This is a genomic window from Rhizobium sp. BK008 (assembly GCF_014197345.1).
Lineage (GTDB): Bacteria > Pseudomonadota > Alphaproteobacteria > Rhizobiales > Rhizobiaceae > Rhizobium > Rhizobium anhuiense.
In genome coordinates this window covers 1-5,476 of sequence record NZ_JACIFK010000020.1, presented here as the reverse complement: position 1 = coordinate 5,476, position 5,476 = coordinate 1, and the positions used below count along the sequence as shown (strand labels likewise).

Annotated in this window: 6 protein-coding genes and 1 pseudogene; 5 read left to right on the top strand and 2 right to left on the bottom strand. The window is 57.2% G+C overall.

Translation table 11 applies throughout. From position 1 onward, the window contains the following. Window positions 1–187: 187 nt before the first annotated feature. Window positions 188–754 (bottom strand): S-(hydroxymethyl)glutathione synthase, encoded by a 567-nt coding sequence (gene gfa / locus FHT69_RS33865; RefSeq protein WP_183906614.1) that lies wholly within the window; start codon window positions 752–754, stop codon window positions 188–190. A 93-nt stretch (window positions 755–847) separates the two neighbouring features. Continuing rightward, window positions 848–1,954, bottom strand: coding sequence for an alcohol dehydrogenase catalytic domain-containing protein (locus FHT69_RS33860; protein ID WP_183906613.1), 1,107 nt, complete (start codon window positions 1,952–1,954; stop codon window positions 848–850). A 140-nt stretch (window positions 1,955–2,094) separates the two neighbouring features. On the opposite strand from FHT69_RS33860, the gene FHT69_RS33855 reads away from it, so the two are divergent. From FHT69_RS33855 to FHT69_RS34000, 5 genes and pseudogenes are all read left to right on the top strand, one after another. Further along, window positions 2,095–2,445, top strand: coding sequence for a DoxX family protein (locus FHT69_RS33855; protein WP_063473982.1), 351 nt, complete (start codon window positions 2,095–2,097; stop codon window positions 2,443–2,445). A gap of 56 nt (window positions 2,446–2,501) precedes the next feature. Further along, entirely contained in the window at window positions 2,502–3,119 is a 618-nt protein-coding gene (locus FHT69_RS33850) for a TetR/AcrR family transcriptional regulator (RefSeq protein ID WP_052213400.1), read from the top strand. Window positions 3,120–3,523: 404 nt separating this feature from the next. After that, entirely contained in the window at window positions 3,524–4,378 is an 855-nt protein-coding gene (locus FHT69_RS33845) for a hypothetical protein (RefSeq protein ID WP_183906612.1), read from the top strand. 52 nt (window positions 4,379–4,430) lie between these two features. After that, the gene (locus tag FHT69_RS33840) at window positions 4,431–4,982 is read left to right on the top strand and encodes a YceI family protein (protein ID WP_246780798.1); all 552 of its coding nucleotides are present in this window, start codon (window positions 4,431–4,433) and stop codon (window positions 4,980–4,982) included. A 399-nt stretch (window positions 4,983–5,381) separates the two neighbouring features. After that, window positions 5,382–5,476: pseudogene (locus FHT69_RS34000) on the top strand (GNAT family N-acetyltransferase); the annotation flags it as partial.

Below are 5,476 nucleotides of genomic sequence, written 5' to 3'. Positions count from 1 at the left end.
CAGGGTGAGCTGCGAATAGCAAAGGGACATGCATATATCTCCAAGGCGAAGCCATTGTTTTTATAAGCATGTCGCACTTGGAAATAGAATGTACCCCGCTACAACAATTTGCGGCATAAGCTGAATTATGGAACTTTCCTGAACTGGCTCCGGTTGGGAGCCGGACCGCTGTCCGGCTCTTTGCGATCTAAGCCGCCAGGACACCGCTCTTCTTTGCCGTCCACGTGGCGATGTAGTCCATCAGACCAGGTGAGAGGCAGTCATAAGGCGCAAGATCCAGTTCGGTGAGACGCTCACGGATTGCATCCATCTTCGAGGGGTCATAGCCAGCCTCGATGATTGAGAATACGAAAGCGGCAAATCCGGGTTCCGCCCATCCTTCTTCTTCGAAACGCTCAGGATGGACGAAGGATAAGCCCTTGAACGGATGATCCCGGTCCACCGGCCCATACATATGGATACCGCACTCCTTGCAGGCGTGTCGCTGGATGAGGGCTGTTGCGTCGACGACCGTGAGCTTATCGCCGTTCTCAACGACTTCCACGGCTTCCGTGGGTACCACTGCAACAATCGAGAAGTTTGCGCCTACCGGTTTCCAGCACTTGGTGCAGCCGCAGGCATGATTATGGGCGATATCGCCGTTGATCTTCACCTTTACAGGGTTCGTCGTGCACTCACATACGAGAGTGCCTCCAGCGAACGGGCCGCCGCCCTTTTTCAATCCCCCATCGACGTAAGGGTGTATGGTTGCCATTGCTTCTTTCCTCCTATTTGGCCAGACAACTGCGCCCGGCTTTCAGATCGGCAGGTGGCCGATCAGCGATTAGGCCGCTCGATTGGAACTCCGCTACAGTTCGACAGCGTAGTAGGTGAAGCCGCCTTCGTCCTTTCCGACACCAGAAATGGCTTCATTGATCCTCTCCAGCGGCCAAACCATCGGTGACATGACCGACATGTCGATGATCCCTGCTGCGACCATCGCCGCAATCTCCACCCCTTCTGCGGCCGTGAACCAAACCGAGCCGATCAATTCCATCTGCTCGTCCATCCACCATTTGACGTCGACGGGCAAAGCCCCAGACGTGCCGCCGATATTGACGACGCGCCCTCCCCGTTTGACGCCACCCATGGCGTCCAGCATGGAGTCGAGCGGCGCCTTGGCGCCGAGCGTATCAAGCATCAAGTCCGCGCCGCTCCCGTTAGTCTGCTCCTTGACGAAAGCTCCCGAGGATCCCTTCACGTTCGAGAACGTGACGATCCGGTCCGGCGCGATCGCTTTCAGCCGCTTAAGCAATGTCTCGCCCCTGGCCACGGCGTAGATTTTGGCAACGCCCATCGCCAATGCGAACAGCGTTGCACCCAAGCCTAGCGTCCCAGTGGCGCCGTTGATGATCAGAGTCTTACCCACGAGCGGACCGCATTTTTTGAGCGCGGCATAGGAGGTGCCGAGATAGCCCATACGGGAACCCTGGACGAACGTCATATTGTCGGGGATTTTGATGACCTGAGCCTGCGGTGCGAGCATGAATTCGCCGAACCCGCCGTAAGGATAACGGGCGAACATATCCATGCTTTTTTGGTTGTAGCCGAAGTAACCGCCAAGCGTCCAATATTCGCAGGCCTGCGGCTTGCCCGAAGAACAATGATGACATGCACCACAGAAGCGGCCGGGATTCACGTACACCCTGTCGCCCGGCTTAATGCTGACCACTTGGGGACCGACCTCGTGAACCACTCCACTTGGATCGAGGCCATGAATCGCGGGCCGTGGCGGCAATGGCATCTGCGGATACCAAGTCTCCCAGTTGGCCAGAACGTTCGCGAGATTCGGAACCATTCCGCAGGCTTTCACGCGGACGATCACGTCACTTCCGGTGGCCTTCGGACGCTCGACCTCATCAATGCTCATCGGCTGACCCACGGCATGAAGCCGGGCGGCACGCATCAGTTCCATTGGTATTCCTCCCAAACTCAAAGATTGCGTCGTATTGACATCCTATATGGATTGTGAATACCGTTTAGTATCTGAAAAGGCAAGCGGGGAATGGCAACTATCCTCGCCGACCCGGCGGAGGCCGGCGTCAAGGAGGAGAAATGGATTTCGTTTTGGTTGACTGGCTCCGCATTCTCTGCGGCGTCTGGTTCATTCCGCATCTCATCGGCAAGGGCCTGCACTATGAGAAAGCCGGGAGTACATTCGAAGCGGCGGGTTTCAAGCCCGGAAGACTTTTCGTGGGCCTTACCATGGTTGCTGAGGGATGTGCCGCAGTGGGCATGACTTTTACTGTCTACCCCAGGGTTGCAGCCGTCGTAGGTGCCTCGGTATTGCTCGGGGCCGGCTACGCGGTCGTGAAGATCAATGGCATGAACTGGCGCTGGCAGAAGATGGGGCCGGAGTATCCGATCTTCTGGGCACTCATTTGTCTGCTAACGGCTCTTGTATGATCACTGCATTTTGAGGTACGCCTCGGTGTCCGGATACGCGAGAACGGGAATTGCGAATGGCACGGCTGACACGTGAGCAAAGTCAGGCTCGAACGAAAGAGAAGCTTCTAGCGTCGGCGTATGAAGTCATGGCACGCTACGGTTACGCTGGGGCTTCGATTGAGCGGATCGCCGAGGAGGCCGGTTATTCGAAAGGAGCGTTCTATTCGAACTTTGCCAACAAGGAAGACATCTTCCTCCAACTCCTCGCCGGCAATGCCGGTGGCGACGTGGTCCAACTGACGGAACTTCTCGGGAAATGTGATGACCCGATGGACCTCATCGACGTTCTCGCAACGTGGGCGAACAATCGCGGAGATGACCGCAAGTGGGGGATGTTGGCGATCGAGCTGCTGCGCATGGCACAGCATGATCACACGCTGGGAGATCGTCACATCAAGCTTTTCCGGGATCAATGGGAAGGCGTAGGTAAGATCCTCATCGACAAGTTGGATCTCGTTATGCAGCCTCCTGCGAGCCCATTCTATATCGGCGGTATCGTTCTCGAGCTCACCTATGGCGGTATTTCGAGCTTCCTCAAGGACGGAGCGCCTGGGGACATGGTCCGGGTCGTCTTGCGAGACATGTACCGCTCGTCGCGGGCAACCACGCCCGGTGTCCCTGCAAAAGCCTGACAGAGGCCATCTGCCGTCGACATGAGAAACGGGCGGCTCTGCCTTAATCGTCCCGCACGCACTTGACCTGTCAACATTCTGTCGATCGTCGAAGCTGCGGCGCAGCGGGGGGAAAGCACCCACATTGCGCCTATAGCAAGCTTGACATCTAAAAATTCAAAGACTAGGTTTCCTTCAAAGTCTATTTGGTATGTGAAAACCATCTGGTATTTAAACTACAGACTGCGTCGACCGCTGTTGAGGAGCATGCGGGCTATGGGGGGGATTATGAGCAAAGGTAAGATGACAGTGAACTGTCGAAGCACGCAAGCCGGAGGCTAAGGCACCGGTTTTGTCGGCGCCGGGTGCACGCGTCAGCGTGCTGGCGCTGCAGGATATACATCTCGCAATTCGGAAGACTTCGCATGTTTGGATTTGGCAACTCCCCGCAGGAGGCGCTGGCCGCGTCCCTGCTCGCCATGGTGCTCGTCGGCATTATCGCGTCGGGCCTGATGCGCTGGCGCCGCCTGATGCGCCCCACTGACCTCCTAATGCCTGCTGCCTTGCTGGCAGCCTATTGGCTCGTCTACAACAAAGTGCCGGCTTTTCCGCCTGTCGGGGCGGTCAACAAGGTATTCTATGTGATTGTTATCGGGACGGCGGTGGGGTTCGCGGTCGAGATCGCCGCCCAACGCGCGGTTCGAGTTGTGTCGCTTTTTCAGCCGGTGGCGGCCGCATTCTATATTGGCCTGCCCCGCTTGGGAGTGGCGACGTGGGACGTGGTGGCTGCTGCAACGGCTGGCGTGGCTATAGTGTGGCTCGTCTTGCGCGGGGCGTCGGTTCGCGTGGAGGATGACGTAAAGCGAGGCGGCGTCGTTGCCGTGCTCGCGCTCGGCTTCGCGCCGATAGCCCTTCTAGGTGCATCGTCCTCTTCGTTTCAGCTCTGTCTGATGCTCGCAGCGGGTTGCTTGGGAATTCTCCTGGTACACATCATCAATCCCGTTTTCCGCTTTGGCGGCGCTTCGGCGACCGGTGCATTGGGTGGACTGATTTCCGTCGCTTACACCGTGATATTGATCACGCGCAAAGCCGATCCCATCGCCATCGCGATCCTCGGCCTCTGCGTTGTGCTGCCAGTGTTCTCGGAGGGTATCTGCCGGCTGCTTGCTGTATCTCGGCAGTTTCCGCGCCTTTTCGTCCATATCGCCCTGGCTGCGCTTCCGGCCGCGTTGGCGGTCGTTGTCGCGTTCCTGGACTATGGATCGAGTTTTCCAGCTTAATATGAGGAGGAGAATGAAAATGAAACACAGACTTGCAGCATTGTTGCTTTCGATGGCGTCGCTCGCCGGAACAGTGTCGCCCGCCTGGGCCACCAAATTCGACATCGACCCGGTCCATTCAGGGATCGCGTTTTACATCGATCACCTCGGCTTCTCGAAAGTGATTGGCGTCGCGCAGGAATTCTCAGGCGCTTTCGAATTCGATGCCACGAAGCCCGAGGGAAGCAGCCTTGATGTCAAAGTCGCGGTCGGTTCGATCTCGACGAACAACAAGCAGCGCGACGGCGACATACAGGGCGCCGATTGGTTCAATGCGACGGAATTTCCGGAAATCACCTTCGTCGGCAAGGAATTCAAGAAAACCTCCGACACCACGGGACAAATTATTGGCGACCTAACCATTGCCGGGGTCACCAAGTCCGCTGCCCTGGATGTCAAGTTCAATAAGGAAGGCCAGAACCCGTGGGACAAAAGCCACGTGGTCGGCTTCAGCGCGACAACCAAGGTGAAGCGGAGCGATTTCGGCATGAAGGCAGCGCTCGGAATGATCGGTGATGAGGTCGAGCTCGTGATTCAGGTGGAAGGCCGCGAGCACCAAGGCTGATCAAACAATCCGGACCGTAGGGTCCCTTACCGAAAGGATACCGTCGCCACAAAGCGGCGGTATTTTTCCGTATGGGCGCAACCCTTATGCCGTCCGGCCTGGGATAGGCAGCCGAGTTGGTTTTTCCGGCTTCTCAGATACTTTTGGGTATGCAAATACGAAATGGTATGTTAACGAGAGATAGCGCTGCTGGAAGGCAGGGATAAAGCCGTTAGCGCGCATCGGGAGGATCTTTACATGCGTTCGTTTGCAGTCCTCGTTTGTGGTGAGGCCGCGCCGCCAAGCTCGACCGTATCCGGAGTGACAACGGCCGATCAAAATCTCCCTCATTCATCTGCGACGTAACACTCGCACTCAGGCCGCGCCGCGGTAAATTTGGTAACAATCGAAAGGAAACCCATGGACGTTCGCGCCGCCGTTGCCGTTCAGGCCGGAAAACCGCTCGAAGTGATGACCGTGCAGCTGGAAGGGCCACGGGCCGGCGAAGTGCTGGT

Coding starts and splice junctions, on each gene's coding strand:
- gfa (WP_183906614.1), bottom strand. CDS start 754: ATGGCAACCATACACCCTTACGTCGATGGGGGATTGAAAAAGGGCGGC.
- FHT69_RS33860 (WP_183906613.1), bottom strand. CDS start 1,954: ATGGAACTGATGCGTGCCGCCCGGCTTCATGCCGTGGGTCAGCCGATG.
- FHT69_RS33855 (WP_063473982.1), top strand. CDS start 2,095: ATGGATTTCGTTTTGGTTGACTGGCTCCGCATTCTCTGCGGCGTCTGG.
- FHT69_RS33850 (WP_052213400.1), top strand. CDS start 2,502: ATGGCACGGCTGACACGTGAGCAAAGTCAGGCTCGAACGAAAGAGAAG.
- FHT69_RS33845 (WP_183906612.1), top strand. CDS start 3,524: ATGTTTGGATTTGGCAACTCCCCGCAGGAGGCGCTGGCCGCGTCCCTG.
- FHT69_RS33840 (WP_246780798.1), top strand. CDS start 4,431: ATGGCGTCGCTCGCCGGAACAGTGTCGCCCGCCTGGGCCACCAAATTC.